The sequence below is a fragment of the Rhizobium sp. 11_C7_N12_5 genome (genome assembly GCF_051811145.1).
GTDB lineage: Bacteria > Pseudomonadota > Alphaproteobacteria > Rhizobiales > Rhizobiaceae > Rhizobium > Rhizobium lusitanum.
In genome coordinates, this window is sequence record NZ_JBPWPY010000002.1 from 1,828,678 (window position 1) to 1,851,906 (window position 23,229).

Sequence of the window (23,229 nt, forward strand, 5' to 3'; positions counted from 1 at the left end):
TGTCAGAATTGATACAGGCCGTATAGCAGCGGCATCGTGCCGACAAGCGCCTTGAACCGCTCCCAGGATTTTGCCGATGGTTTCGTCCAGCCGGTTTCGGCAAGCGCCGAGAGACGCGGGAAGACCAACCGGTCGAAGATGGCCCGATCCGTCATCGACTCCGACCAGATGCAGGCCTGAATGCCTCGAAGTTTTTCTTTCTGGGCGTCCGTCCAGCCACCGACGGGATCGAAGGTGTAGAGTTTCTCCGGGTCCGAATGGCCCGCCCAGCTTGCGCCGGGCTCGTCCCAATCCGGGCGCATCGCCATGTCGAGATAATAGACCTGCCCCGGGCAAACCACGATCTCGTATCCGCGACCGGCAAGCTCGGCCGCGACTTCGACATTGCGCCAGCTGCAGAGATAGCTCTTGTCCTTGTCGATCCTGTCGCCATGGGCAGCTTCTTCCCAACCGCCCGTCACGCAGCCCTTTGAGGCCAGAAATGCCTGGATGCGCTCCAGGAACTCCGCCTGCAGGAAGGCCGCGCCGGAGCCGTGAATATCGTCGGCTCCATGCGTATTGGTGATGACGTTCAATCGCTTGGCATGTGCTTGTGCAATTTCATCACCAGCGAGCTCGCGCAGCCGCGCCAGCGCCTCCGGCGAGCCGGACCAGGCGCCCAGCGGCACTTCGTCGGCACCGATATGGATCGTCTTGAACGGGAAGAGCTCGATCAGTTCGGAGAGGATCGTCTCGATCACCTCATAGGTCTTTTCGCGCGCCGGGTTGATGCAGTTATCCGGAAAACCTTGAACCGAATAATAGCTGCCAGCCTCATTGGGATCGCGAAGCTCGGGAATTGCCTGCAGCATGGCGTAGCAATGGCCCGGTATATCGATCTCGGGCAAGACCTCGATGCCGAAACCCCCAGCATAGCTGACGATGTCACGCACGGCTGCCTTGGTATAGTAACCGCCGGTGCGAGCCGGGCTGGAGCCGAGAAGCGGCGGCAGCGGCAGGCCGTGACCACGCCACGCTCCGATCTCGGTCAATGCCGGATAAGCGTCGATTTCGACACGCCAGGATTCGTCATCCGACAAATGCCAATGGAAGCGATTGAGCTTGTTCCAGGCAAGCACCGCCATCAGCTTCTTGATCTCGGCGGTGCCATAGAATTGGCGTGCGACATCCAGATGCAGCCCGCGCCATCCCATGGCCGGCTCGTCGACGATCTCGCCACCCGCCGGGAAATAAAATGCCTGTGGATGCAGACGCGCACCGCGCCAGATCTGGCCGATAGTGACCAGACCATAGACGAAGCCGGTCTGTGTACTCGCTTCGACCGTGATGGCCTCCGGCGAGAACGCCAGCCTGTAGGCCTCAGCACCGAGACCTTCAACCTGGTGCAGGTCCACCGGCACTGCCCCCTCCGCCTCGGAGCGGATGAGACCTTCGGCCGAGAAGAGATGCTCGACAAGAGCTGTGAAACTTGCAGCGGCAGCCTGCGCTTCCGGAGCAATAGCCTTCAAGGCAAAGCCTGCCGGCAGCGGGCGGCGGGAGGAAACGGCAACGCGGTTCGGCCAGGGAATGATCGACAGCGGCACCGGCGGATTGGCCGGCACCGGGTAGATTTCCGCACCGCGCTTCAACGGCGCATTGCTTGACGATGTTCGCGTCGGCTCCGTACCAAGTGAAACCGTGGTGCCATCGGGCAATGCGAGATAGGCGCTATTGGCCCCATCGTTCCAGTGGCGAAACTGCCAGCTCAGCGCACGGACCGTGATGGTCCATGTATCGCCGGCGGCCAGTACGAAACCATCAGGCGGCTGGAACTCGGTGAAGTTGGACAGCCGTTTGGAGACCGTGGCACCTTCAACGATACCAGCCGGATCGACGCGGCCGGGGCCGCTGACGCAGAGCGAGAAGCCCGAAAGCTGCTCGGATGAAAGGTTCTTGAGCCGCAACACATAGGAAAATTCCTTGCCGTCGGCCGGCGGGTTCCAGGTTGTTTCCAGCCGCAGAGCCAGGGATCGCGGTATCGACATGAACATTCTCTCTTTATCTAAAATCGTTCAAAGCTTGAGCATGCCGGCATAAATGCCGGGCGCGGAGTTGGGGATCGGCATCGCGCCGACCGCTTTCTCGTAGAACTCCGATGGACCGACATCGCCGATGACAGCATAGGCATAACCCATGGCCTTCATGTCGGTGAGGGAGGCAAACAGCAGCGCCCGGCCGATGCCGAGACCCCGCATCTCCTCCGCAACGCCGGTCGGGCCGAAGAAACCGCGCGCCGTCGCCTCGTGGCAGGCAAAGCCGACAAGCTCCTGATTGCGCGTGGCAATGAAGCAGGTCGGCGGCTGACGCGTCATCGCCACGGTCGTCTCGCTCGCCCAACCTTGGCTGAAATGGTCACCGACCCAGCCGGTGATCAGCCGCAGCTCCGGCGGCAGGGCACGCCGGATGGTGATGCCGGCTTGCGTCATCCGCTCGGGTGACTGCGTATCCGGCGGCAAGGTCGATAGATTGACCAGATAATCCAAGGTGAAATCCCCCTAGTTCGATGTGGCTAGCGCACGCATGAAATGATTGGTGCCGACCTGCTCGACCACGGTCGAGATCGGCCGGCTGAGCGCGCGGACTTTCTCCGCTTGCTCGAGGAAGCGGGCGCTGCCGCCGGTCACGAACCGGCGGCCGCCGTCCGGAACCGCGGATAGCAGCAGCTGCGTATAGGGATGCTTCGGAGCGGCGAGCACCGTAGCGGTGTCGCCCCATTCCACCATCTGACCGGCAAACATCACGACGATCTCCTCGGCGACATGGGCAGCCGTGGCGATGTCGTGGGTAATGTAGAGCATGGCGAGGTCGTTCTCCCGCTTCACACGCGCCAGCAGTTCCAGGATGTCCTTGCGGATCGAGACGTCAAGCATCGAAGTCGGCTCATCGGCCACCAGAATGCTCGGCGAAACAGCCAGCGCGCGGGCGATATTGACGCGCTGGCGCTGACCACCCGATAGCTCATGCGGAAACTTCTGTCGCGTCAGCGCCGGATCGAGGCCGACACTTTCCAGAAGCCGCATTATGTCTTCGCCGCGCCCGGCTTTCGGCTTGTCCTGCCCGTGCAGTTGCAGCGGCCGCGACAGATGATGATTGACGGTAAAGGCCGGGTTGAGCGAGGAGAACGGGTCCTGGAAGACCATCTGGACATCCTTGCGGTACGGCCGCTCGTCGTTGCCGGAGCCGCGCGCGGTGCGATCCTGTCCCCGAAAGAAAAGCTTGCCGCCGGTCGGCCTGTCGAGCCGCGCGATGATCCGGGCGCAGGTAGTCTTGCCGCAACCGGATTCACCGACCAGAGCCAATGCACGCCCCGCAAACAACGAGAAGGATACGCTCTTGAGCGCCTGCACGGGACCGAAATCGCGCTGAATGTTCTCGAGCTGGATGACGGGTTCGGCAATCGATGCCTGTGTCTGCGGTTTCATACCAAAGCTCCCGAAAGGTGGACGTTGCCTGGAAGCTGCGGAATGGCGTTCCAGAGCTTGCGCGTGTAGTCATGAGCGGGCGCCTGGCTGACCTGCGTGACGTCACCGACCTCGACGAGCTCACCCTTCAGCATGACGCCGATGCGCCCGCAAAGCTGGGCCATCAGATGCAGATCGTGGGTGATGAACAGCACCGAGAAACCATAGGTCTGCTGGAGGTCGAGGACCTGCTCGAGAATTTCGCGCTGAACGACGACATCGAGTGCGGTCGTCGGCTCGTCCATGATGATGAGTTCGGGTCTGAGCGCCAGGCATATGGCGATGACGATGCGCTGGCGCATGCCTCCGGAAAACTGATGTGGATAATCGCCGACGCGATGCGCGGGAATGCCGACCAGCTTGAACATTTCCTCGGCGCGGGCGCGGGATTCCTGACGGGAGCAGCCAGTATGGCGGTGCAGGACATCATGAAACTGTGCTTCTACCCGCATCAGCGGGTTGAGCGAGTTCATGGCGCTCTGGAAGACCATGCCGATCCGCTTCCAGCGGATCTTCTGCAGGTCGATCTCCGGCATCCGCAGCAGATCCTGCCCATCCAGGCGGATACTTCCACCGCTGACCCAGGCCGGCGCCTTGGAAAGCCTGGTTATGGCATAGGCGATGGTGCTCTTGCCGCAACCGGATTCGCCTGCGAGACCGAAAATCTCGCCGCGGCCGATGTTGAAGGAAACATTCTTCACCGCCCGGAAGTCACCCTTGTCGACCAGATAGTCGATATTGAGGTTTTCAATTTCCAGCAGATTGTCGCTCATTGGCCAGCCCTCATCATGCGGTTGCGGGCTCGGGTCAGGCGGAACCACCGGGTCAATGCCGGGCCTGAGCGCAATTGCGGATTGGCGATTTCGTCGAAGGTGAAGTTGATCAGCGCTAAGCCGAGGCCCGTGAGCGCAATACCGGCGGCGGGAACGGCGATATCCCACCATGCGCCAACCATGATCGCCGAGGCATTCTGGGCATTGTAGAGCATAGTGCCCCACGTGACCTTCAGCGGATCGCCGAAGCCGAGATATTCGAGCGTCGTCTGCGCAACGATGGCATAGATGATGCTGCCGACGAGGTTGATGCCGATCAGCGGCGTCAGATTGGGCAGGATTTCAACGAAGATAATGCGCCAGGCCGGCTCGCCGATCATCTTGGCGGCAGTGACGAAATCGCGATTGCGCAGCGCCATCGTCTGCGACCTCGTCATCCGCGCACCCCAGGGCCATGAGGTCAAGGCGATGATCGTCATGATCGTCATCGGCCCGACCGTGCCTGCAAAGGAGGCAAGCAGGATGAGCAACGGCATATTGGGTATGACGAGCACGGCGTTGGTCGCGAGATCGAGCACCGCGTCCGTCTTGCCGCCGGCGTAGCCGGCGATAAGCCCGATGGCAGTCCCGATCACGGTAATGGCGATGCCGGTCGCAAAGCCCACCGAAAGCGAGCTCCTGGCACCCCAGACGAACTGCCGGTAGACGTCGCGACCCATCTTGGTGGTGCCGAAGACATGCTCGACCGATGGCGCCTGATGCGAACGGCCGACGCGTGCACCAGGCTCGCCCGGCGCGATGACCGGCGCAAAAATGGCCATCAGGCACAAGACGGCAATGATGACGAAGCCAAAGAGGGCCTTCTTCTGGCTGAAGATTGATTTCAACGCGAAGCCCATTACGTCCCCTCCCTCAATCTCGGATCGACCAGGCCGTAGATGATGTCGACCAGGAAGTTCGCTGCGAGGGTCGCCATTGTCATCAGAAGCAACTGGCCCTGAATGACGGGATAATCGCGGGCCACGCTGGCGGTGAACAGCGTCAGGCCAAGGCCCGGATAATTGAAAACGATCTCCGTGACGATCGAGCCGCCAAAGACCGCACCGAGCATCAGCGCCAGGTTGGTCAATACGGGCAGAAGGGCGTTGCGGGCGCCATAGCTGAACATGACTGCGAGATTGCTGAGCCCTTTCGCCCGCCCCATGGTCACATAGTCCTCCCCCAGTATAACGATCATGGAGGAGCGCATGGTCGTCTGGAATTCGCCGATGAGGAATGGCGAGAGCGTCAGGACCGGCAGGATGGCATGCATGAAGACGCTGCCGGCGAATGTGAAGTTGAAGCCCGGATCGAGATTGGGATCATAGGCGTACCCCACGGGGAACCAGCGCAGCGATACCGCAAAGACGAAGAGGATCGTCAGGGCGATGATCACGGGCGGTATCGAGAACATGATCACGGCGAGAGGCGATACGACAGTGTCGAACCGCCCGCCGCGGCGCCAGGCCGAGATCGCCCCGAGCACGACGCCGACGCACAGCGAAAAGATGATCGCCGTCACCACCAGGAAGATCGTCCAGAGCGTGGCACGGCTCAACACCTGCACCACGGTCTGCGGATAGTATTTGACCGAAACGCCAAGATCGAGCGTCGCGAGGCCTTTGAGATAATCGACGAACTGCATCATGATCGGCTGATCGATCTCGCCGAAGCGCGCCTTGATTGCCTCGACGGCGGCGGGCGTTGCCCGCGGCCCGAGCTGGGCCACCATGGCGTCGACGGGACTCCCCGGCATGAGCCGGGGAAGAATGAAGTTCACGACGATCGCGAAGGCCAAAGCCACCGCATAGACGCCCAGGCGTCGGCTGGAAATACGCATGTCCGCTTCCCTTGCTTAGGTCTTATTGGACCGGCTTCAGACGCAAGAGATGCATGAGGCGCATGCGGTTGTTGTCGTGATTTTCCGGGTTCATGACCGGATCCTTGTCGGTGACCCAGCCCGTAAACCGCTTGCTGGAATACTGGTACCAGGTCGGTCCGTTGAAGACCGGCACGACCGGGAAGTCATCGGCGATCAGAACCTGGATATCGTTGAAGATCTTCTTGTGATCGTCATCGGAGGACGACTTCCGATACTGATCGAAGAGCGCGTCGAGCTTCGGGTTGGAGTAGCGCGGTGCGGCGACGGTGAGCTTACCGGCATAGTCCGTCGACAGGCTCTGGTAATAGCCCTGGAACGGTGTGGCGCTGTCGGCGCGCGAGTTCATGACGACATCGAAGCTGCCGTCGAGAAGCTGCTTGCGCCACTGCTCGTATTCAGGCGTGGCGACCGAGGCATTGATGCCGATGGCCCGCAGCCCTTCAACGGCGATCTGCACGGCGTCGATCCAATCCGTCCAGCCATTCGGCACGATGACAGGGAAAGCGATCGGCTTGCCGCTTGGCGTGGTGCGGAAGCCGTCGGCGCCCTTCTTGTAACCGGCGTCATCGAGAATCTTGTTCGCCTTGTCGGTGTCGAAGCCCATGAAGGCATCCTTGTCGCCTTCGGCAGCCTTGTTGCGCCAGGATTCGAAACGCGGTGGCAGACCGCTCGCATGCAGGTTGACGACCGGATAGCCGAAGCCGGCAATATCGACCATCGACGTGCGGTCCATCGCCAGGCTGAAAGCGTGACGGAAGTTCAGGTCCTTGAAGGCCTCCAGATTGCCGACATTCGTGGACTTGAAGTTCATCTGGAAGGCGACGGTTTCCGCCGGCGGCTGCCAGTAACCGTTATGCTGCGGATCAAGTGCCACGAAGGTCTTGTCTATCTGCGGCAGGAAAGAACCGATCCAGTCGACCGTGCCTTCCGGCAGCAGCGCCAACATCTGGTCGTTGCCCGAGATCTGCGGCAGGCGCAGGCAATCGACATGCAGCGACGCCGCATCCCAATAATTCGGATTGCGGCACTGCTCATAGACCTGCGGAGTAAAGCGGCGAACCTCCGTCATCGGCCCGGACCCGATGGGCTTCTCATTCTTGTAGGCGACCGGATCGGCAATGTTCTTCCAGATATGCTCCGGCACGACGGCAAGGTCGGCCAGGGATTCGGGGAATTCCGAATTCACGGCCTTGAGGTTGATCTTTACCTGGGTCGGCGAAGGCGTCTCGACGGAAGCGACAGTCTGGCCAACGCCGACGGTGTCGACAGCCGGGTTCTTCAGCATCAGGTCGATCGTGTATTTCACGTCGGCCGAGGTCAGCGGCTGGCCATCCGACCACTTCACGCCGGGACGCAGCTCATAGGTGATCGACATCAGATCATCGGAGAACTTGTAGCTCGTCGCCAGACGCCAGACCGGCTTGCCGCCGTCATTGGCGTTGAAGATGACCAGCGGCTCATAGATGAAATCCATCGTGCTCTGGCGGCGACCGGCCAGATCGAAGGGATTGAAGTTACTGACCCAGCTGGTCTGCTCCTCAATGTGCATCGTCAGCACTGATTCGGCGGCCGAGGCGACACCCGAACCGAATGCCAGCGTGGCGCCCAATGCCGCCGTCGCAAGCCATGGAGCCCGGTGCAAAAGATTACGCAATCTGCTTTTCTTCATTCCCATTTTTAGTTCCCTCTCGTTTATTTCGAGTAGTCAATCAAATTGATTTAATCTTGAGTTTGCGCACACGTCAATCCGCTGATTGGAAATCAACAAGCATTGGCGTGAGCAATCACGCGCAGCCGCTGCTGACTGAGCGGCGATCTGTCACAATCGAAATTATGGAGAGACTGGCGGGCTGTCCGGCTCACTCCGGTCATATGCCGATAACGGGGCGCTGGCCGGTTTGGACTCTTGTTCAACAGGGAAACGCCCGGGAACAGATGTTGTCCGCAGAGAAATGGCCGCAGCGCCGCCGGGACGAGTGGCTAGAGCAATTCCAGGAAAAGTGCGTAGCGGTTTTCCGTCCGGAATTGCGTAAAAACAATAGCATAGAGCGGTCAGGCGATTCCGTGAAACGCGTAACCGCTCTAAAATACGGATCGCGGCGCCGCAGGCGCGCACCGCAATCCCTTCGCTGCAAGACAGCTCCGCTTTGGAAGCGACACCTCAAAACGGAGCTTCTAAATAATCAAGGAGCGTCAGTTCAGTCGAGCGGCTTGTAGGCGATGACGTCCATCTCGACCTTTACATCGACCATCATCGGCGACTGAACCGTCGAGCGCGCCGGCGGATGATCGATGAAATGCTTCTGGAAGACCGCATTGAAACTGGAAAAATCGCGTGCGTCGTCCAGCCAGGCATTGACCTTCACCACATGCTCGAGGGTGCAATCGGCCAGGGCAAGAACTTCCTTGATATTGGCGATGACCTGCTCGGTCTGCGCGACGATATTGCCGACCACGACCTCGCCGTTGACGGTCGGAACCTGACCCGAAACATAGACGAAATCCCCGGCACGCACGGCCTTGGCGAAAGGACGCCGCTGGCCGCCGGCCTGACTATCGGCGATATCGAAACGGATCAGCTTGTTCTTGCTCATGATATATTCGGTCTCTCTCTGTTGTCGAAAGCCGCAGTCGCCATCGCTTCATTATCAATGAGGGCCAGGCGCTCGACTCCATTGCCATCTTCCTTATCCGCCGTGACACGGCGACGCCAGAGGCCTCTTCCCGATCCTTGTCGAGGTTCACGCATGGCCGTGCGCATCATGGCGGCGGTCTTATTGATCTTGCAAACCAGGTATGAGGCCCCGACCCGCCTTGAACTCGAGAGACGAGCCCTCGAAGGCATCACCTAAGGGCTCGAACCGACCGCCCAGATGCGCAGCGAGAAACGCCTCGGCGACTGCGGCAAAGGACCGGCGGTTTTCCGCGTGCCCGAGGCCGTGACCTTCGTCGGGATAGGAAATGTAAGTAACGGGAATGCCGTGCTTCTGCATCGCGGCGACGATCTGATCGGATTCCGATGCCTTGACGCGAACGTCGTTGGCTCCCTGAGCGATCAGGAGCGGTCGCACGATCCGGTCCGCTCTGTTGAGTGGCGAGCGTTCCTCTAGAAACTGAAGGCCCTCGGGCGTATCGAAATCTCCCATCCGGGTCTTCCACAGCGATTTCCAGGGCTTCCAATATTCTGGGATCGTGTTGATGAAAGTGACCAGGCTGGATATTCCGACGAGGTCGATGGCGCAGGCGAATTTCTCCGGCGTGAACGTCAGCCCGACAAGCGCGGCATATCCGCCGTAGCTCCCACCCATGATCGCAATTCTGGAAGGATCGGCAATGCCTTCGGCGATCGCCCAGTCGACCGCATCGATCAGGTCGTCATGCATTTTCCCGGCCCATTCGAGATTCGCGGCATTGACGAAGGCCTTTCCGAATCCGGTCGAACCGCGGAAATTGACGCTCAGAACCGCGTAGCCGCGATTGGCAAGCCATTGATGATTTGCAGAAAGGCCCCAGGCATCCCGGCCCCAGGGGCCACCGTGAACCAGCAGCACCATCGGCAGCTTTGCGCCGGCCTCCGCTCCATCCGGCAGTGAAAGGTAGCAATGCAAGTCCAGCCCGTCGCGCGAGCGGATGGTCGACGGCGTCATCGGAACCAGCGGCGCGTTTTCGAGAGCCGGTACCGAGCCGAACAGCCGCCGTTTGTGCTTTGCGACGTGGTCGTAGTGGAAATATTCAAGCGGCGCATCGTCGTACTGGTAGGCGTAGAGGATATGTCTCCGGTCCTGCGACATGCCTGCAAACAGTAAGTCCCCGCGAGAATCCTGCGTGAGGAACGCCAAAGTCTCTTCGAATTCCGGATCGAGGGCCTGCCACTCGATCCGCTCGAACTGGCGTGCGGCGGCCAGCGGGCGCCGAGTGATTGGATCCAGCACAACGGACACATAATCGGATTGCTGGTCTTCAGCGAGGACGCGTGATTGTCCGCCGCGCAGATCCTGAGCGACAACCGCCGCTGTATTACGCCCGCGGCTGTCCAGCCAATAGAGCTCGCGGCCATCGCTGCTGTATTCAATCGGTCGGGTGGTGAGGGCGTCCTCAACGTCGATCAGCGTGAACCGTTCCCACACTCCTTTCCCATTCCTTTGAAGATATTCGGTCGCACCATTTTCGGTCTGGCGACTTGCGAACCGAACATGGAATTGATCGTCGGTGAAAAAGCCGCCGAACTCTTCATTGAGGTGCACAGGAGCAGCGTCACCACTGGCTATATCGACGCGATAGAGATCGACATAGCGCTTGTCGCGCTCGTTATGGGCAATAAGCAGCTCAGCCGGAAAATGCAGCGACCTCTGTTGGATGTAGGCAGTCACTCCTGGGCTTGGCGTTAGGTATCTGGATTCTCCCGTCTCGACATCAACCCTCCAGATCTGCCAGTTCTCGTCGCCTGCTTGGTCGCGGGCATAGACGACATAGCGGTTGTCATGCGTCCACAGATGCCATGCCGCAATATTTCTGTCCCTGACTTCAGTCACCGGCCTGGCGTTGCCCACATCGTCGAGCGGTGCGATCCATATGTTCAGTATGCCGTCCAAGGGCGCCTGGAAGGCAACGTGCGTCCCGTCGGGGCTGATGCGAACCACACGTCGCTCAGGGTCGGAGAAAAGACGACGGCGAGAGATCAATTCGGGAGGGTTGTCCAAGGCGAGGCTCCTATCGCAGCGATCCGATGGGAACGTAGTTCAGGAGCTGCAACCGGCAATACCGCTCGAAGCAATCAATGGGAGAAGTTTTCGTTCAACGGGATTGCCTGCCTGCCCTTCCCGAAGCCGCGTCTTTTTGTCGGTCACGCCTCGATTGCCTTGCCGCGCCTGTGCCTGCTAAGACAGGACCGATTTCGTCATATGATTGATTGATGTTCAGGAGGAGTCGTCATGACAGAACTTGCGCAGTCCCTTGCGTCCATTCGTATTCCCGATCTTGCCGGCAAGCGTGTGCTGATCACCGGCGCCTCGACTGGTATCGGAGCAGCGCTTGCACTCGCCTTCGCCGCGCAGGGCATGAAGGTCGGCCTTCACTTCAATGCCAGCCGCGAACCGGCCGAACGGCTGGCTGCCGAGATCAAGGCCAGCGGCGGTACGGTGCATCTGATCCAGGGCGATGTCTCGCAGGATGGCGAGACGGAACGCGTCGTCAATGAAGCCGCCGAAGCTCTTGGCGGCCTCGATGGGTTGGTGAACAATGCAGGCGGTATGCTCGGACGACTGCCGACCTCGGCCATGACCGACGAGCACTATGAGCGTGTGATGAACTTGAACGCCCGCTCGGTACTCGCCGCGACCCGCGCCGCCCACCCTCACCTCAAGAAGCAAGGCGGCTTCGTCATCAACACCACGTCGATCGCCGCCCGCAACGGCGGCGGCAATGGCGCGATCCTTTATGCCGCCTCCAAGGGCTTCGTCTCGACCATTACCCACGGTCACGCCAAGGAATTCGTCAACGACAAGATCCGTGTCAATGCGGTCGCGCCGGGCGTTATCGCAACGCCGTTCCACGAGCGCTATACCAATGACGAGCAGATGGAATTGCAGCGCAAGACCATTCCCATGGGCTTCGTCGGCACTCCGGAGGATTGCGTCGGCGCCTATCTGTTCCTCGCGTCACCGACACTGTCCGGCTATATCACCGGCCAGATCATCGAGGTCAATGGCGGCCAGCTCATGCCGTAAGGCGCTAGAGGTGATCGACTTTTTGCGCCGGGCAATGGTAATCTTTGCTCGGCGCGGCGATCGCGCCGAAAGAAGATGGAGCGCATGCGAATGGCAAAGACGCCCATTGAGAACCGGATCGAAACCTCCGTTCAATTGACCCACCCCGAGCGGATCTACTGGCCTGACGACGGTGTCAGCAAGCAGGATCTCGTCGATTATTACGCATTGGCCTGGCCGCGCATGGCGCCTTTCGTCGTCAATCGTCCCCTGGCGCTGCTGCGCTGCCCGGATGGCATAAGCGGGCCGCGCTTCTTCCAGAAACATGCCTGGAAAGGCATCAATCCGCATATCGAAGAAATCGCCGATCCCGAGGACAAGGACGGCGCCAAGCTCCTGAAGATCGCGGATTTCGACGGCCTTGCGGCACTCGTCCAATCCGCGGCGCTGGAAATACACCCCTGGGGCACCACCACCGATCATTGGGAAAAACCCGACATGATCATCATGGATCTCGATCCCGGCGAGGATGTCGCTTGGGCCAAGGTCATCACGGCTGCGAAGGAAATACGGGAGCGTTTTTCTGCCCTGGGGCTTACCTCCTTCATCAAGACCTCGGGCGGCAAGGGTCTGCATGTGGTTGCCTCCCTCAAGCCCAAGGCGGACTGGCCGCAGGTCAAGGATATAGCCGAGGCGATTGCGCATTCTATGAGCGCCGATAGTCCTGACGCATATCTGTCGGTCGCCAGCAAGGCAAAGCGGACCGGCCACATCTTCATCGATTACCTGCGCAACGGCCGCGGCAACACCGCGGTCGCACCTTATTCGACGCGCGCAAGGCGGGGTGCACCGATTTCGATGCCGTTAGCCTGGGAAGAGTTGACCAATAAGATCGGACCCGCCTCCTTTACGGTAAGGAACGCGACCTCGCGACTGAGCAAGGCCAGCGGCGATCCTTGGGCCGACTTCTTCGATGCCGCTTCACCGCTGAAGACCTAATATCACACGACAAAGGGGATCAGTGCCGGCGTGCTGGCCTTGTAGTCGGCATAGTCGCGACCGAAGGTCTCGCTCATCCAGCGTTCCTCGATGCCGACACGGCGCAGAACGGCATAGAGCATGAAGGCGAATGCGAGCAACGCAGCAATATCGCCTCGAGCCAGCACTGCGCCGAGGATGGCCAGTATCAGGCCGGAATAGATCGGATGGCGGACGATGGCGTAGGGGCCGGTGCGGATCAGCGCGTGATCCTCCTTGACCGTGATCACCCCGCTCCAGTTACGGCCGATGTGATAGCGCGCCCAGACGGCGAAGCCGAGCCCGATGACGGTTAGCACCGCGCCGATGCCGTAATAGGTCAGATTTCGCGGGACGAGCCGGAGCGACAGGGGACCGAGCCAGGATGAAGGCACCACCAGCAGAAAGGCGCAGATCCAGATCGGGGCGGTATTCGACAGTCGCGACCATGGATCCTCGTGGCGCGTCGCCTTCTTGACACCGAACGATGCCACAAACCAGATCAATGCCCATATGCCCCAGCAGACTGGAAAGAATAACGTCAGCAGTCTTCCTTCGCTCACGCCTCGCTCCTGTCCAGCTCCGGATAGTGCCGGAAGATGCCATCCTCGTTGAAGGGAATACGACGGTCGGATTGAAGATAGCGAGCAATATTCGGCCGTTTCATGACAGCGGCGTGCAGAGCTGCAAGATGGGGATAGCGGTCCGCCAGATGCGCGGTGGCGCGCGGAAATGCGTAACGCAATCCCTCATAGACCTGAAATAGCGACAGATCGACATAGGTAAGCCCGTTGCCGAAAACATGCGCCGGCCCATGCGGGTTCTGCTGCAGGACGCGCTCGAAATAGCCAAGGTATTTTGGGATGCGATTGTCGATGAACTCAGCCGAGCGAGCCTTGGCCTCTTCCTTCTGCTCCTCATAATATTTCGAGGTGGCGATTGGGTGATGTGTGTCGTGCACTTCCGCGACGAGATCGGTGATCGTCAGTTGCAGAGAGTTCAGCTCATGACGCTGCGCTTCATCCCTGGGGGCAAGACCAAGTGTCGGCCCGAGATACATCAGGATGTTCGCCACATGGGAAATGATCAGATCGCCATCCTTCAAAAACGGCGGCGCGAACGGGATGCCAGGCTCGGACTTGCTGCCCATAATAGCCAACATGGCGCGTGTACCCTGCCCCTTGCTTGCCGGACCGCGGCAAATATCGACATAATCGGCGCCAGCCTCTTCCAGCGCCAGCCGCACGAATTCGCCGCGGCCCTGGATGCCGTCCCAGTAGTAAAGCTCATAAGGCATGCGGTTTCCCTCCCATGGGACCATCGATACACCGGCTCGTGCAGGAGTCTGGCCCTTTGGCTGATCTGCCTTCCCGGCCGACCGGCCGGTCCAGCTTCGACTCTCTCCATGCCGAATTTAGCATCGGCGCAACGGAACGGAAGGGCGGCCCCTGCGGCATTTGCACCGCCTATCAACGACCTTGACAGCAGGGCTTCAAGGGCGCCTCAATGGAAAAGCGAACCCCGCATGCCGGTTCTTTAAGAATGAGCGCGCTGTTCGTTGCGTTTGCGGGTTGCGGCCGCCTTCTTTGCGGATGCTGAACGCTCCGCAGCCGGACGTTTCGCGGCCGCACGTCCGCCGAGCTTGCCGCCCTTTTCCGACGATTCATGATTTTCAGGATGCCCCCGGCCCGAGCCGGATTTCTTGCCGCCACCGCTTTCCTTGTTCACGGTCGCCCACGCGCGGCGCTCGGCCTCATCCGCGGAAACGCCGCGATCTTCATAGCCTTCCTCGATATGCTCGGCCTTGCGCTTCTGCTTGTCGGTGTAGGCGGATTTGTCTCCTCGTGGCATGGTTCTTCTCCTCGTTGCGGATGAAAAACCAACCCATCATCACGGAAAAGGTTCCGTTGTCTAACCCGAGGAATCGTGGCTCGTCGGCGATAACCGTACCCGACGGCCATGCTGCGGCTCGGCGCGGTGCTTGGCCGAGGCAGGGAAGAAGACACCGACAGAGCGGTCGATGATCAGGATCAGCACGAGTGCCGCCAAAAGATAGAGGCTGGCGAGAACGAGCAGCGATGTCATCGCATCACCTCGGCACGATCCGCTGAGGATAAAGGACAGCGCGCCACGACGATCGTCGAAACGACGACTTTCAGATAAAGGATATAGCTATTGCACATCGCGAGGCTCCCTCCTCGCTCGTTAGCACCGATGTGTGACATCTGTTTCGCGCCGGCACGCAAACTGCCGAAATTGCTGCAGATATTTCTGCCGCCGCAGCGTTAAGAAGCAAACGGCCCGATGCTGAGCATCGAGCCGCTTTTGTCCCCGCCACATTCTTGAGAAGAGCACGCCTGCTCTATACCTTGGCTACCGCCGCCTTCTTCGATGTCAATTTCGCGGCAGGCTTGGGCGCAGGTTCACTTGCAACAGCAACCACGGCAACCGTCGGCTTGCGCTTCGCCTTGGATTTGGCGCTGATCTTGACATCCTTGCCGTCGCTTTTTTCGAGCGCGATGCGCTCGTTGCTCGCCTGTTCCCAATGCATGGTATCGCGACCGGAAGGATAGCCCTCCTCCTCCCAGATCGCGTATGCGCGTTTCTTGATCCATTCGTCCCGAGATTCCAACATCCGCTGTCCTCCGTTCGCATCATTGAACATGGTTGATGACCAATGCCCGTTCTGAAATGCGGGCTTCTTGCCTCCCCCGAGCAGCCAAGACACCATGGCCGTGACAACGCCATGGCACGTTTCCGCGAATCTCGGCACTCGAACCGCAGTGGCGCCTCGCACAAGAAACATGGGTACCGTGGGGGACGGTAGCGAAGCAGCCGAAGCACCATCAATATGAAGGCAGCAAGAATGCTGTTCAATTAAAAATATCTAATACGACGGGTTTTCGCACTGCTATCGGCCGGGCATAGCCGTTTGGCAGGACGGCCGAGATTGCAGCTTTCGCGGGTAAAGATATACTTGCGCCATGTTTGACCTTCTGGTTGCCCATTGGGGCCAAATTCTTGCCGTCCTGTCCATTGCCATGGGTGCGGCTGCCGCAATTCATGCGGCCATGACGAAAGAGGATGTGCGAGCGGCAATCGGCTGGGTCGGCGTCGTCATCCTGTCGCCGATCATCGGCGCATTGCTCTACATGTTCGCCGGCATCAACCGCATCCGTCGCGCTTCGCTGAGTTCGCAGCGCGACGCCCTCTTTCGCAAGGATGCGAGCGGCGACCTTGCCAGTTTCGACGCAGACGATGACCAGGTGCGGCGTAATTTCGGCGAACGCTTTGCCTCGATGAAGACGCTCGGCGACCGTGTCGCCCGCTACACGATGAGCACCGGCAATACGATCGAAATGCTGACGAGCGGCGATGCGGCCTATGCGGCGATGAAGGCCGCCATAGACGGCGCGGAACGCAGCATTCTCATGGAAACCTATATATTCGACCGCGACCCCATCGGCCTGCGCATGGCCGACGCGCTGATTGAAGCGGTCAAACGCGGCGTCAGCGTTCGCGTGCTGATCGACGCCGTCGGCGCCCGCTATTCCGTGCCGAGTATCATGGGCTATCTCAGCCAAGGAGGCGTCGACGTCGACGTCTTCAACGGCAACGTCATCATCGGGCTCAGATTGCCCTATGCCAATCTGCGCACCCACCGCAAGATCCTGAGCATCGACGGACGGATCGCCTTTACCGGCGGCATGAACATCCGGCAGGGCTTCACGCGCGAATTCGCCACCGACCATTGCGCCCGCGACATGCATTTCTGCGTGACGGGGCCTGCAGTCGCCGATCTCTTCAACACGGCGGCCGAGGACTGGCGCTTCACGACGGGCGAAGTCTTGAGTGGAAACGAGTGGCGGATTGCAGCGCCATCCAACGAGCCGGGAGCGCCGGTCTTCATGCGGGTTGTCACGTCCGGCCCCGATCGCAGCATCGAAACCAACCACAAGATGCTCATCGGCGCGCTTTCGGTCGCACGCAAGTCGATCCGCATCATGTCGCCCTATTTTCTGCCGGATCGGGAGCTCATCAGCGCGTTGGTGACGGCAGCACGGCGTGGTGTCGAAGTCGATATCATCGTGCCGACAGCCAACAATCTCGTGCTCGTGGACCGCGCCATGACGGCGCAGTTCGACCAGATGCTGAAGAGCTACTGCCGTATATGGCGTGCCGAAGGTCCGTTCAACCATTCCAAGCTTTTGGCGATCGACGGCACATGGGCCTATGTCGGCTCCTCCAATCTCGATCCCCGTTCGTTGCGGCTGAACTTCGAAGTGGATCTGGAGGTCATCGACCGCGGTTTTGCCGGGACGATCGACGCGCATATCGGCGCGATACTCGAAACGGCGCAACCGGTGGACCTCGAAAAGCTCCGGGCTCGGCCTTTTGTCGTCAGGCTGATCGAGAAGATCCTCTGGCTCGGCTCGCCCTATCTCTAATAAAGGCTCCTTCGGCCAATCTGCGTTCATCGCAGCCTTTTTACATGACAAGGCCGGTCTTCGCTTCCTATACTCATACCGATACGCCCGGCGTGGTCTGGTCAAGGGAACGGTCGACGGACATATGCGGAAAAAGAAAGAAAGTCTTCGTGCGAGCATCCTGGAAAGCCTGAAGAGCAGAAGCAAATCGAGCCCCAAGCAAGCCGGCAAACCTGCCCGTCCAGAAGGCACCCTGATCGCCTCCTACAATGTCCACAAATGCGTCGGCGCCGACCGGCGCTTCGATCCGGAGAGGACCAGCCGGGTCATCCATGAAATCGATGCCGACGTCATCGGCCTGCAGGAGGCCGATACGCGTTTTGGCGAACGCACGGGCCTGCTCGATCTGCGCAGGCTCGAACGCGAGACCGGGCTCATTCCCGTGCCGATCGCCGGCGTCACCAAGGCGCATGGCTGGCACGGCAATGTCGTGCTGTTCAAGCAGGGCACGGTGCGTGACGTGCATCAGATAAAGTTGCCCGGGCTGGAGCCGCGCGGCGCCTTGATTGCCGAGATAGAACTGGCGCGTGGCGGAAGCATCAGGATCATCGCCGCCCATCTCGGCCTGTTGCATCGCTCGCGTGCCCAGCAAACGCGCCTGATCGTCGAGCTGATGAATGACGGCGGCTCAATCCCGACAATCCTGCTTGGCGACCTCAATGAATGGCGGCTCGGCGACCGTTCGTCGCTCAGTACCTTCCAGGCCGCCTTTGGGCCATTGCCTCCGGCCGTGCCGAGCTTCCCCGCGGCGCTGCCGCTTCTGGCATTGGATCGCATCATGGCCAACCGGCGCGGCATGATCTCAGCGGTCGAAGTCCACGACTCGCCATTGGCGCGCGTCGCGTCCGATCATCTGCCCATCAAGGCCGTGATCAGTTTGGAAACATTGGACGGTGAAGCCCAGGCGCATACGCGCACTGCCTAGAGATCGCCGGCGTCGCGGCTTGCTTGATCAGACATTCCCGCCGAACGGCCTGATATAACACCAGATTCCGGACTTCCTCGCTTTTAAATAGGCGCTCCGCAGATATATGGTGACTGCCGAAAGACCATCTTATAACGTCCCCACCGACTAGACCGATCCGGGAGATAATCATGCTGAAAACTCTGCTGCTGACTGGCGCTGCCGGTGGCGTCGGCCAGGCGCTCAGGCCGCTTCTGTCGCAGATTGCCGAGACTGTCGTGCTGTCCGATCTCAAGCCCATAAACGACCTTCGCCCGAGCGAGCGCTTCGTTGCCTGCGATCTTGCCGACCGCAGCGGGGTCGAGGAATTGCTCAGGGGTGTCGACGGCATCATTCATCTCGGTGGGATTTCGCTTGAAAAGCCCTTCGACATGATCCTGCAGGGAAACATCGTCGGCCTCTACAATCTCTACGAGGCTGCCCGTGCTGCCGGCAGACCGCGCATCGTCTTTGCCAGTTCGAACCACACGATCGGCTTTTATCGCCGCGACGAGCGCATCGACAACACGGTGCCGACACGACCCGATTCATTGTACGGCGTTTCCAAGGTGTTCGGCGAGGCGGTGGCGAGCCTCTATTTCGACAAGTTCGGCCAGGAAACGCTGTCCGTGCGCATCGGCTCGTGCTTTCCCGAGCCGCGCAACACCCGCATGCTGGCAACCTGGTTCAGCGTCCGGGATTTTCTCTCCCTCTGCGGACGCGCCTTCGAAGCCCCCAGGCTCGGACATACGATCGTCTACGGCGTCTCCGACAATGACGAACAATGGTGGGATAACGGCAATGCCGCCTTCCTCGGCTGGAAACCGCAGGATAACGCCGCCCATTGGCGGGCCGAAATTCTCGCGAGGACACCCGAGGAAGATCCGAACGATCCGGCCGTCATCTTTCAGGGCGGTGGCTTTGCTTCAGCCGCTCACCCCGAAGACTGAGGCGCAGTTATAAGCACGGCGATCGATTTCAGCTGCCGTTGCGAAACAGCTTCCAGCGGGTCGGCCTGAATGCGATGCGGTTGCGGTCGAGAGCATCCGCCTTGTTCGGCGGCAGCTCGATCTCGATAGGATCGTGGCTGGCGCCGATATTGATTTCGAGATGGCGCGTGCCGGCGACACGCCTGCTTCCAACGAGCAAGCCGGCGATCGCACCACCATCGCCTTCATGAAGCTCGATGTCGTGCGGACGGAAATAGAGATAGGCCTCGCCATCCGGCTCATGCGGCGTACTCAAACCGAGCGGCCTGTCCTCGAACCATATCTCGCCGCTGGTGATGCGCACCTTGACGCGGTTGGATTGACCGATGAAGCCATAAACGAACGGGGAATTCGGCGTATCGTAGATCTCGTCCGGTGTGCCGACCTGCTCGATCGCGCCCTTGTTGAGAACCACGACCCGATCGGCAAGCTCCAGCGCCTCTTCCTGGTCGTGGGTCACGAAAACCGTCGTATGACCGGTGCGATCGTGAATTTCCCTGAGCCACTTACGCAAGTCCTTGCGCACCTGCGCGTCCAGGGCGCCGAAAGGCTCGTCCAGAAGCAGCACGTTCGGCTCGACCGCCATGGCGCGCGCCAGAGCCACGCGCTGGCGCTGGCCGCCCGAAAGCTGCGCCGGATAACGCTTCTCCAGGCCGTTGAGCTGCACCAGTTCCAACAGTTCCGTAGCGCGCCGATGAATTTCGGCACGTGGCGGGCGACGCGATGCAGAGCGGACCTTGAGGCCGAATGAAATGTTCTCCAGCACGGTCATATGCCGAAACAGCGCATAATGCTGGAACACGAAGCCGATATTGCGCTGCTGCACGGTCTTTCGCGAAGCATCCTCTTCGCCAAAGAAAATCCGACCTTCCGTCGGCGTCTCCAGCCCGGCGATCAGCCGCAGAAGCGTTGTCTTGCCGGAGCCGGACGGCCCGAGAAGCGCAATCAGTTCGCTCGAACGAATATCCAGGGAGACGTCATGCAATGCGGGAAAGCGACCGAATTCCTTGCGCAGATTTTGAACGCGAACTTCCATCAAAAATTCCTTCAGTGACGCCGGCTGGCTGCGATCTCTTCGCTATAGCGCATTTCCAGCAACGTCTTCAGTATAAGTGTGACAAGGGCAAGCATGGCCAGCAGCGTGGCAACGGCAAACGCTCCCGAGAAATTATAGTCGTTATAAAGGATCTCGACCTGCAGCGGCATGGTGTTGGTTTCACCGCGGATATGACCGGAGACGACCGAGACGGCGCCGAATTCACCCATGGCACGGGCGTTGCAGAGCAGAACGCCGTAAAGCAGACCCCATTTTATGTTCGGCAGCGTGACGTACCAGAAGGTCTGCCAGCCATTGGCCCCGAGCGAGAGGGCCGCCTCCTCGTCCGCGTTCCCTTGCTCCTGCATCAGCGGGATCAATTCGCGCGCGACGAAGGGGAAAGTCACGAACATCGTCGCCAGGACGAGACCGGGAACAGCAAACAGGATCTGGATACCGTGGCTCTGCAGCCAGGGACCGAGTGTGCTGTTGGAACTGAACAGCAACACGAACACCAGACCGGATATGACCGGCGAGACGGAGAAAGGCAGATCGATCAGGGTCGTCAGGAATGCCTTGCCCTTGAACTCGAACTTGGCGATCGCCCAGGCTGCCGCGACGCCGCAGACAAGATTAAGCGGCACGCTGATGCCGGCAACGATCAATGTCAGCTTGATTGCGGCAAAAGTCTCGTCGTCGACCAGGGCATCGAAAAATGCCTCTATGCCCTTGCGGAAGGCCTCAACGAAGACGGCCGCCAGAGGCAGCAGCACCATCAGCGTCAGAAAGACGAGCGAGATCACCACGAAAATAATGCGCGCGACCCGGCTTTCGGTAATGACGGGATGCTCTACACCGGAGGCGGCGGAAAGATCATGTGCCATAGCCGTACCTCCCCCTGCTCCAGGCCTGAATGAGATTGATGATCAAAAGCATGGTGAAGGAGATGAACAACATCACCGTCGCGATCGCCGTTGCCGCCGCGTAATTATATTCCTCGAGGCGGATGACGATAAGCAAAGGCGCAATTTCCGAGACATACGGCTTGTTGCCGGCGATAAAGATGACCGATCCGTATTCGCCGGCAGCGCGCGCAAAAGCCAACGCAAAACCGGTTAGCGCGGCAGGCGCCAGTCCCGGCAACAAAACCCGGGTGATCGTCTGGAAACGGGTCGCTCCCAAGGTCGCGGCCGCCTCTTCGACTTCGCGGTCGATTTCCTCCATGACCGGTTGGGCGGTGCGTACCACGAAGGGCAGGCCGACGAAAATCAGCGCGATGACGATGCCGACCGGAGTGAAGGCGATCTTGATGCCGAGCGGCGTCAGAAACTGTCCGATCCAGCCGGTCGGTGCATAAAGCGTCGTCAGCGCGATACCGGCAACCGCTGTCGGCAGCGCGAATGGCAGATCGACCATGGCGTCGATGATGCGCTTGCCGGGAAAACGGTAACGCACCAACACCCAGGCCAGAATGAGCCCGAGAACTGCATTGACGAGCGCCGCGATGAAGGCACCGCCAAAGCTCATGCGCAGCGCGTAAAGCGTGCGCAGATCAAGAGCCAAGGCCCAGAATTTCTCCCAGCCAAGAGAGCTGCTCTTCCACAGCAGTCCCGACAGCGGGATGAGAACGATAAAGATGAGCCAAGCCAAGGTAACGCCGAGCGCCAATCCGAAGCCCGGAATGACACTCGGCTGCCGAAACCGCCACCGTTTGCGGGTTATGGAATGCATTCAGACTTATTTTCCCGGCTTGTAGACCTGATCGAAGACGCCACCGTCGTCGAAGAACTTCGGCTGAGCTTTAGCCCATCCACCGAAATCGTCAATCGTTGCGAGCTTCAAAGCCGGGAAACGGGCGACATCCTTGGGATCGGCCGCTGCCGGCTTGATCGGCCGATAATAATGCTTGGCGGCGATCTTCTGACCATCATCCGAGTAGAGATAGTTCAGATAGGCTTCCGCGATCTTGCGGGTCCCCTTGGCGTCGACATTGCCGTCGACGACTGCGACCGGCGGATCAGCCCGGATCGAGAAAGACGGGGTCACGACCTCGAATTTATCAGGACCGAGTTCGTCGATCGAGAGGTAGGCTTCGTTTTCCCAGGCAAGCAGGACATCGCCGAGGCCGCGCTGGACGAAGGTCGTCGTTGCGCCGCGCGCACCGGTATCGAGAACCGGTACATGCTTGAGAAGTTGCGTGAGATACTCTTGCGCCTTTGCGTCGTCGCCGCCATTGGCGTGCTTGGCCCATGCCCATGCCGCCAGAATATTCCAGCGCGCGCCACCCGATGTCTTCGGGTTCGGCGTGATGACCTCGACACCATCCTTGACCAGATCCGACCAGTCCTTGATGCCCTTCGGATTGCCCTTGCGCACCAGGAAGACGATGGTCGAGGTATAGGGAACGGAATTGTTCGGGAACTTGGTTTTCCAGTCCGCGGGGATCTTATGCGTCGCCTTGGCGATCGCATCGATATCGCCCTCGAGCGCCAGGGTGACGACATCTGCATCGAGACCGTCGATGACCGAGCGGGCCTGCGCGCCGGAACCACCGTGCGAAGCCTTGATATTGATGGTCTCGCCGGTATCCTTCTTCCACTTCGCCGCGAAGACGGCGTTGAAATCCTTATATAACTCGCGCGTCGGATCGTAGGACACATTCAGAAGCGTCTTGTCCGCAGCCCATGTCGGCGCAACCGCCGCAATCGAGAAACTGCCGATCAGAACTGCGGTGGCGAGCAGCCGGGAAAGCTTTATCGTCTGCATGGATGGACCCCCTTCGTTTGTCCCTAAACCCTATCAACTTGGTCGTATAAAGTAACGAAGACCGTTCCCGTTTTGGGGAATTCCAGAGAACA

23 protein-coding genes are annotated in these 23,229 nt (G+C 59.9%); 5 read left to right on the plus strand and 18 right to left on the minus strand.

Translation table 11 applies throughout. The features are described from left to right. Nucleotides 1-2: 2 nt before the first annotated feature. The 9 genes from AB8B29_RS27650 to AB8B29_RS27690 form a co-directional block, all read right to left on the minus strand. The gene (locus AB8B29_RS27650; RefSeq protein WP_037191612.1) at nt 3-2,024 is read right to left on the minus strand and encodes a beta-N-acetylhexosaminidase; all 2,022 of its coding nucleotides are present in this window, start codon (nt 2,022-2,024) and stop codon (nt 3-5) included. Nucleotides 2,025-2,051: 27 nt separating this feature from the next. Continuing rightward, complete coding sequence (locus tag AB8B29_RS27655; protein WP_037191618.1) at nt 2,052-2,522, minus strand: GNAT family N-acetyltransferase; 471 nt, start codon at nt 2,520-2,522, stop codon at nt 2,052-2,054. Nucleotides 2,523-2,534: 12 nt separating this feature from the next. Continuing rightward, nucleotides 2,535-3,461 (minus strand): ABC transporter ATP-binding protein, encoded by a 927-nt coding sequence (locus AB8B29_RS27660; RefSeq protein WP_037191621.1) that lies wholly within the window; start codon nt 3,459-3,461, stop codon nt 2,535-2,537. Next, entirely contained in the window at nt 3,458-4,273 is an 816-nt protein-coding gene (locus AB8B29_RS27665) for an ABC transporter ATP-binding protein (protein ID WP_037191624.1), read from the minus strand. The genes AB8B29_RS27660 and AB8B29_RS27665 overlap by 4 nt, the downstream gene beginning before the upstream one ends. Further along, on the minus strand, nt 4,270-5,172 hold the full coding sequence (locus tag AB8B29_RS27670) for an ABC transporter permease (RefSeq protein ID WP_047555486.1): 903 nt from the start codon (nt 5,170-5,172) through the stop codon (nt 4,270-4,272). The genes AB8B29_RS27665 and AB8B29_RS27670 overlap by 4 nt, the downstream gene beginning before the upstream one ends. Continuing rightward, the gene (locus tag AB8B29_RS27675; RefSeq protein WP_037191631.1) at nt 5,172-6,152 is read right to left on the minus strand and encodes an ABC transporter permease; all 981 of its coding nucleotides are present in this window, start codon (nt 6,150-6,152) and stop codon (nt 5,172-5,174) included. Before AB8B29_RS27675 ends, AB8B29_RS27670 begins: the two co-directional genes overlap by 1 nt. A 22-nt stretch (nt 6,153-6,174) precedes the next feature. Then, nucleotides 6,175-7,869: an ABC transporter substrate-binding protein gene (locus AB8B29_RS27680; protein ID WP_037191634.1), complete on the minus strand. Its 1,695-nt coding sequence runs from the start codon at nt 7,867-7,869 to the stop codon at nt 6,175-6,177. 523 nt (nt 7,870-8,392) lie between these two features. Continuing rightward, nucleotides 8,393-8,788, minus strand: a complete 396-nt coding sequence (locus tag AB8B29_RS27685) for a RidA family protein (protein WP_051963252.1) — start codon at nt 8,786-8,788, stop codon at nt 8,393-8,395. Between the two features lie 180 nt (nt 8,789-8,968). After that, nucleotides 8,969-10,894 carry a S9 family peptidase gene (locus AB8B29_RS27690; RefSeq protein ID WP_037191636.1) on the minus strand — a complete coding sequence of 642 codons (1,926 nt, stop codon included), beginning with the start codon at nt 10,892-10,894 and terminating at the stop codon, nt 8,969-8,971. Between the two features lie 231 nt (nt 10,895-11,125). Here AB8B29_RS27690 and AB8B29_RS27695 point away from each other — a divergent pair, with 231 nt between their 5' ends. Further along, the gene (locus AB8B29_RS27695) at nt 11,126-11,920 is read left to right on the plus strand and encodes an SDR family NAD(P)-dependent oxidoreductase (protein ID WP_047555482.1); all 795 of its coding nucleotides are present in this window, start codon (nt 11,126-11,128) and stop codon (nt 11,918-11,920) included. Between the two features lie 90 nt (nt 11,921-12,010). Then, complete coding sequence (gene ligD, locus AB8B29_RS27700) at nt 12,011-12,898, plus strand: non-homologous end-joining DNA ligase (protein WP_037192032.1); 888 nt, start codon at nt 12,011-12,013, stop codon at nt 12,896-12,898. A 2-nt stretch (nt 12,899-12,900) separates the two neighbouring features. On the opposite strand, the gene AB8B29_RS27705 is transcribed toward ligD, so the two are convergent. The 5 genes from AB8B29_RS27705 to AB8B29_RS27725 form a co-directional block, all read right to left on the minus strand. Beyond that, nucleotides 12,901-13,479 carry a methyltransferase family protein gene (locus tag AB8B29_RS27705; RefSeq protein ID WP_037191649.1) on the minus strand — a complete coding sequence of 193 codons (579 nt, stop codon included), beginning with the start codon at nt 13,477-13,479 and terminating at the stop codon, nt 12,901-12,903. Next, entirely contained in the window at nt 13,476-14,213 is a 738-nt protein-coding gene (locus AB8B29_RS27710) for a glutathione S-transferase family protein (RefSeq protein ID WP_037191650.1), read from the minus strand. Before AB8B29_RS27710 ends, AB8B29_RS27705 begins: the two co-directional genes overlap by 4 nt. 239 nt (nt 14,214-14,452) lie before the next feature. Further along, on the minus strand, nt 14,453-14,767 hold the full coding sequence (locus tag AB8B29_RS27715; protein ID WP_037191651.1) for a hypothetical protein: 315 nt from the start codon (nt 14,765-14,767) through the stop codon (nt 14,453-14,455). A 60-nt stretch (nt 14,768-14,827) separates the two neighbouring features. Next, complete coding sequence (locus AB8B29_RS27720) at nt 14,828-15,001, minus strand: hypothetical protein (protein WP_167669566.1); 174 nt, start codon at nt 14,999-15,001, stop codon at nt 14,828-14,830. Nucleotides 15,002-15,278: 277 nt separating this feature from the next. Next, the gene (locus AB8B29_RS27725; RefSeq protein ID WP_037192035.1) at nt 15,279-15,551 is read right to left on the minus strand and encodes a DUF2934 domain-containing protein; all 273 of its coding nucleotides are present in this window, start codon (nt 15,549-15,551) and stop codon (nt 15,279-15,281) included. Between the two features lie 349 nt (nt 15,552-15,900). Here AB8B29_RS27725 and AB8B29_RS27730 point away from each other — a divergent pair, with 349 nt between their 5' ends. The 3 genes from AB8B29_RS27730 (at nt 15,901) to AB8B29_RS27740 (ending at nt 19,296) form a co-directional block, all read left to right on the plus strand. Next, nucleotides 15,901-17,364, plus strand: a complete 1,464-nt coding sequence (locus tag AB8B29_RS27730) for a phospholipase D-like domain-containing protein (RefSeq protein ID WP_037191654.1) — start codon at nt 15,901-15,903, stop codon at nt 17,362-17,364. Nucleotides 17,365-17,488: 124 nt separating this feature from the next. Beyond that, nucleotides 17,489-18,328: an endonuclease/exonuclease/phosphatase family protein gene (locus AB8B29_RS27735; protein WP_037191656.1), complete on the plus strand. Its 840-nt coding sequence runs from the start codon at nt 17,489-17,491 to the stop codon at nt 18,326-18,328. 170 nt (nt 18,329-18,498) lie between these two features. Then, entirely contained in the window at nt 18,499-19,296 is a 798-nt protein-coding gene (locus AB8B29_RS27740) for an NAD-dependent epimerase/dehydratase family protein (protein WP_037191658.1), read from the plus strand. A gap of 28 nt (nt 19,297-19,324) precedes the next feature. On the opposite strand, the gene AB8B29_RS27745 is transcribed toward AB8B29_RS27740, so the two are convergent. The 4 genes from AB8B29_RS27745 to AB8B29_RS27760 are packed head-to-tail and all read right to left on the minus strand — an operon-like array spanning nt 19,325 to nt 23,137. Then, nucleotides 19,325-20,371, minus strand: coding sequence for a sulfate/molybdate ABC transporter ATP-binding protein (locus tag AB8B29_RS27745; RefSeq protein ID WP_037191660.1), 1,047 nt, complete (start codon nt 20,369-20,371; stop codon nt 19,325-19,327). A gap of 11 nt (nt 20,372-20,382) precedes the next feature. Next, complete coding sequence (gene cysW, locus AB8B29_RS27750; protein ID WP_037191662.1) at nt 20,383-21,255, minus strand: sulfate ABC transporter permease subunit CysW; 873 nt, start codon at nt 21,253-21,255, stop codon at nt 20,383-20,385. Further along, nucleotides 21,245-22,102 (minus strand): sulfate ABC transporter permease subunit CysT, encoded by an 858-nt coding sequence (gene cysT / locus AB8B29_RS27755; protein ID WP_037191664.1) that lies wholly within the window; start codon nt 22,100-22,102, stop codon nt 21,245-21,247. The genes cysW and cysT overlap by 11 nt, the downstream gene beginning before the upstream one ends. A gap of 6 nt (nt 22,103-22,108) precedes the next feature. Then, nucleotides 22,109-23,137 (minus strand): sulfate ABC transporter substrate-binding protein, encoded by a 1,029-nt coding sequence (locus tag AB8B29_RS27760; RefSeq protein WP_037191666.1) that lies wholly within the window; start codon nt 23,135-23,137, stop codon nt 22,109-22,111. Nucleotides 23,138-23,229: the final 92 nt, after the last annotated feature.

What these genes read in the sequence shown, in the direction of transcription:
- AB8B29_RS27650 (WP_037191612.1), bottom strand. Translation starts at nt 2,024, where the DNA reads ATGTCGATACCGCGATCCCTGGCTCTGCGGCTGGAAACAACCTGGAAC.
- AB8B29_RS27660 (WP_037191621.1), bottom strand. Translation starts at nt 3,461, where the DNA reads ATGAAACCGCAGACACAGGCATCGATTGCCGAACCCGTCATCCAGCTC.
- AB8B29_RS27665 (WP_037191624.1), bottom strand. Translation starts at nt 4,273, where the DNA reads ATGAGCGACAATCTGCTGGAAATTGAAAACCTCAATATCGACTATCTG.
- AB8B29_RS27670 (WP_047555486.1), bottom strand. Translation starts at nt 5,172, where the DNA reads ATGGGCTTCGCGTTGAAATCAATCTTCAGCCAGAAGAAGGCCCTCTTT.
- AB8B29_RS27675 (WP_037191631.1), bottom strand. Translation starts at nt 6,152, where the DNA reads ATGCGTATTTCCAGCCGACGCCTGGGCGTCTATGCGGTGGCTTTGGCC.
- AB8B29_RS27680 (WP_037191634.1), bottom strand. Translation starts at nt 7,869, where the DNA reads ATGGGAATGAAGAAAAGCAGATTGCGTAATCTTTTGCACCGGGCTCCA.
- AB8B29_RS27685 (WP_051963252.1), bottom strand. Translation starts at nt 8,788, where the DNA reads ATGAGCAAGAACAAGCTGATCCGTTTCGATATCGCCGATAGTCAGGCC.
- AB8B29_RS27695 (WP_047555482.1), top strand. Translation starts at nt 11,126, where the DNA reads ATGACAGAACTTGCGCAGTCCCTTGCGTCCATTCGTATTCCCGATCTT.
- ligD (WP_037192032.1), top strand. Translation starts at nt 12,011, where the DNA reads ATGGCAAAGACGCCCATTGAGAACCGGATCGAAACCTCCGTTCAATTG.
- AB8B29_RS27710 (WP_037191650.1), bottom strand. Translation starts at nt 14,213, where the DNA reads ATGCCTTATGAGCTTTACTACTGGGACGGCATCCAGGGCCGCGGCGAA.
- AB8B29_RS27715 (WP_037191651.1), bottom strand. Translation starts at nt 14,767, where the DNA reads ATGCCACGAGGAGACAAATCCGCCTACACCGACAAGCAGAAGCGCAAG.
- AB8B29_RS27720 (WP_167669566.1), bottom strand. Translation starts at nt 15,001, where the DNA reads ATGACATCGCTGCTCGTTCTCGCCAGCCTCTATCTTTTGGCGGCACTC.
- AB8B29_RS27725 (WP_037192035.1), bottom strand. Translation starts at nt 15,551, where the DNA reads ATGTTGGAATCTCGGGACGAATGGATCAAGAAACGCGCATACGCGATC.
- AB8B29_RS27730 (WP_037191654.1), top strand. Translation starts at nt 15,901, where the DNA reads ATGTTTGACCTTCTGGTTGCCCATTGGGGCCAAATTCTTGCCGTCCTG.
- AB8B29_RS27735 (WP_037191656.1), top strand. Translation starts at nt 17,489, where the DNA reads ATGCGGAAAAAGAAAGAAAGTCTTCGTGCGAGCATCCTGGAAAGCCTG.
- AB8B29_RS27740 (WP_037191658.1), top strand. Translation starts at nt 18,499, where the DNA reads ATGCTGAAAACTCTGCTGCTGACTGGCGCTGCCGGTGGCGTCGGCCAG.
- AB8B29_RS27745 (WP_037191660.1), bottom strand. Translation starts at nt 20,371, where the DNA reads ATGGAAGTTCGCGTTCAAAATCTGCGCAAGGAATTCGGTCGCTTTCCC.
- cysW (WP_037191662.1), bottom strand. Translation starts at nt 21,255, where the DNA reads ATGGCACATGATCTTTCCGCCGCCTCCGGTGTAGAGCATCCCGTCATT.
- cysT (WP_037191664.1), bottom strand. Translation starts at nt 22,102, where the DNA reads ATGCATTCCATAACCCGCAAACGGTGGCGGTTTCGGCAGCCGAGTGTC.
- AB8B29_RS27760 (WP_037191666.1), bottom strand. Translation starts at nt 23,137, where the DNA reads ATGCAGACGATAAAGCTTTCCCGGCTGCTCGCCACCGCAGTTCTGATC.